The sequence below is a fragment of the Marinimicrobium sp. UBA4209 genome, from assembly GCF_002381585.1.
Taxonomy (GTDB): domain Bacteria; phylum Pseudomonadota; class Gammaproteobacteria; order Pseudomonadales; family Cellvibrionaceae; genus Marinimicrobium; species Marinimicrobium koreense.
Genome location: NZ_DFTP01000118.1, coordinates 1 through 2,901, shown reverse-complemented (window position 1 = coordinate 2,901; position 2,901 = coordinate 1). Strand labels below are relative to the sequence as shown.

2 protein-coding genes are annotated in these 2,901 nt (G+C 57.4%); both read right to left on the bottom strand.

Translation table 11 applies throughout. The features are described from left to right. Nucleotides 1-1,717 (bottom strand): xylulose 5-phosphate 3-epimerase (locus B3187_RS17400; protein WP_286807754.1); only part of this gene is annotated, 1,717 nt, incomplete at its 3' end. A gap of 97 nt (nt 1,718-1,814) precedes the next feature. Continuing rightward, a partial coding sequence (locus tag B3187_RS17395; RefSeq protein ID WP_286807753.1) for an MBL fold metallo-hydrolase RNA specificity domain-containing protein occupies nt 1,815-2,901 on the bottom strand: 1,087 nt, incomplete at its 5' end.

Genomic DNA, 2,901 nt, shown 5'->3' with positions numbered 1-2,901 from the left:
GCTCGTTCTTGCCGTTTTCCCAGAGGTGCGACGTCGCAATGACCGGCACGGATAACCATCGGGCGGGCCGACCGAGACTTTTCTGGTGTCGCGCAAAAATAATTTCCTGCCGAAGAGCGCCAATCATTTTCATGGCAAACGCTTCGTAGGACACCACCAGATTCATACCTCCCTTATTACCCAGAGCGGCGCTGACAACGGCCTCCTCATTCAGGGCTGTGATTACCGAGCCGTGAAGGGATTCCGCAAGGCCGGGCTCGGGCGTCAGGGTGCGATGCTTCAGAAGGTCAAGCGACTGGTTCATCTGATTACTACGCAATTCATCCGGGTTCCCCAGGCGAATACGAAGCGCCGGGTTGGCCTTTACAAGGGCAACAAACTGCCGATCAATCGCCACCATGGGCGACTCTGATACCGCCGTTTGCAACCAGACCGGTTCGGGTACAGTTTGCAGCTTGACGTCACGACAACTCAGCGGATGATCCTTTTCCGCAGGCCGATCGTCTGCCCGGTGAGTTGCCAGCACGTCGCGGGCGCCGTGAATCTCGATCTCGGGCACAAACAAACGGGCAATGGATTCGTTAAAGTGCCTGCGCGAGACCTCATCAAATCTCGGTATTGCCGGAAGCGGGGTACCATGCGCCGCGTTTGAACCAGCACCATAGAAACCATAGCCTTTGACCGTCTCGGCAATCAGATAGGGGAGCTTTACAGGGTACCTCATGTGGCCGGCGCTGACCTGTTCGCTGCACGCCTGAAGCCTCGATTCGGCCTCGAAGATGCCCCAGATAAAGGCCGCAGGATCGCGGCCATCAATGAGTATGGGGTAAAAGCCATTGAGCTCCAGGTGCTGCCGGAACCAGTCCGTCCCCCCTTGCAGAAAAATGGTTGACCGTTGATCAATGCGGCGCCCGTTAGCAATCATCACCGGGGTCACCAGGCCACAGTCCTCGGCTCGCCACCAGCGGCTTGCCCAGTCGCTGCCCCGCTGCTCCTCAAATGCCCCATCACTGAGAAACGCGACCAGACGCTCCCCCGGCAGCGGCATGTGGGTGTATTGCAGTTCAGCGAAGCCCAGATATCCGCCCTCGATCAGCCCGCCGGCAGTGTGGGGGTTGACGTGACTGCCCAGGGGAACCCCCGGTGTGCCATCCGGAGTGACGGCGTAGCTGTAAAAGTCACTCACCAGCCGGGACAGCCCCGCCTCGTCGAGCGTGTACCGAGCCTGCTGTTCTGGATGCAGATTGCCGAGCAGTATGTTGACGCTTTCGATAGCCGCCACACAGTGCCCCTGCCCCATCAGCCAGCTACGGGTCAGCCCCGCCAACGCGTTGGCGGCCGTGTAGCCAAGATAGGCAGGCACCATGTTCAGCGAACCACCGGTATGCCCCTGAGGATTTTCCTTGAAGTCATCCGCCGCCAGCGGCTGTCCGGACAGGTCCACTCTGCTGGCATAAGTCATGTGGGCTACCAGCCACATGGCCGCGTTGGTGAGGGTGTCTGCAGCCTCGAAAATAATCAGGGCATCGTCGAGCGAGTCATAACGCCCGGCACAAACGAGTTCCTGGCACAGGTCGAACACGCGCACCTGGGTCAAATCGGTATGTTCGATCACCCCGCGCCCTTTTGCCCAGTTGGCAAACTGGGGGTAACGCTGCCGGTATTGGGCAGCACGCTGCTGGATTCGATGTGAATCCTCAATGGAATAGCCGTTCATGATCTCTCCCTGATAACTCTACTGACGTTAATGGTGGCCTACTAGAAATCCTCGCCGTAAATATCCGGATTACCCCGGGTATTTGCCCGGTCTCACATCAAAGACGCAAAATGGATTGGTAGCTTGCCACCTCCACCTCAAACCGGGTGTTCTGACGCAAGTGATCCTTCATGGCCTCCAGCGCATCAGGGTCTCCATGAATCAAGTTGATCGGCGTTTCGGGGGCTAAGTCACTTTGAGCCAGCCACTGTTCGATCTCTGTGAAATCTCCATGTCCGGAAAGCCCACTCAACACCTCCAGCCGGGCCTTGACCGGAATCCAGTCGCCGTGGATCTTGATCCTTTCCGCTCCATCAACCATTTTGGCGCCTCGTGTCCCCCCTGCCTGATAACCGGCAAAGATAACGGTTGTACGGTGCTGGCCGAGGAGACGTTTGAAGTGATGAAGAATGCGACCGCCCGTTGCCATACCGCTGCCTGCAATAATTACGTGCGGGTAGGCCTGATCAGCCAGCGCCTTGGAGTCCTGGACGCTGCGGCTATAATGAACGGTGCTGCACATTTCGTGGCATTCTGAACTGCTCAACCGATGCTGATCTTCGTAGCGGCAGTAAATCTCAGAAACATCAATCGCCATGGGGCTATCCAGATAAACTGGCAACCTTGGAATTCGTCCCGCCTTCATCAGGTCGGTGAGCATATGCTGCAAGACCTGCGCTCTGCCCACGGCAAAGGCCGGAATCAGTATATTGCCCCCTTTGTCGACGGTTTCATTAACGATGTCTGCCAACTGCGACAACGGGTCCGCATCGTCGTGGCGACGATTGCCATACGTTGACTCCAGCATCAGCATGTCCAGAGCTGGCAGAGGCGCAGGTGGCCTCATGAAAATATCATTGAGGCGGCCCACATCGCCGGAAAAACCGACGCATTTACCTTCCGCCTCGATGATGACACAGGCCGCCCCGAGAATGTGCCCGACCGGTCGCAGATGAAAGCGTATATCACCGAGCTGGATCACTTGGTGAAAGTCCACCGACTGAAACAGCTCCATGCAGGCTTCTGCATCCTCCTGATCATACAGGGGCTCCGGATTCTCATGCCTGCTCAGCTTATGGCGGCCGAGGTAATGTGCCTCCTCTTCCTGAAGATGGCCGCTATCGGCCAGCAATATGCTGCATAGC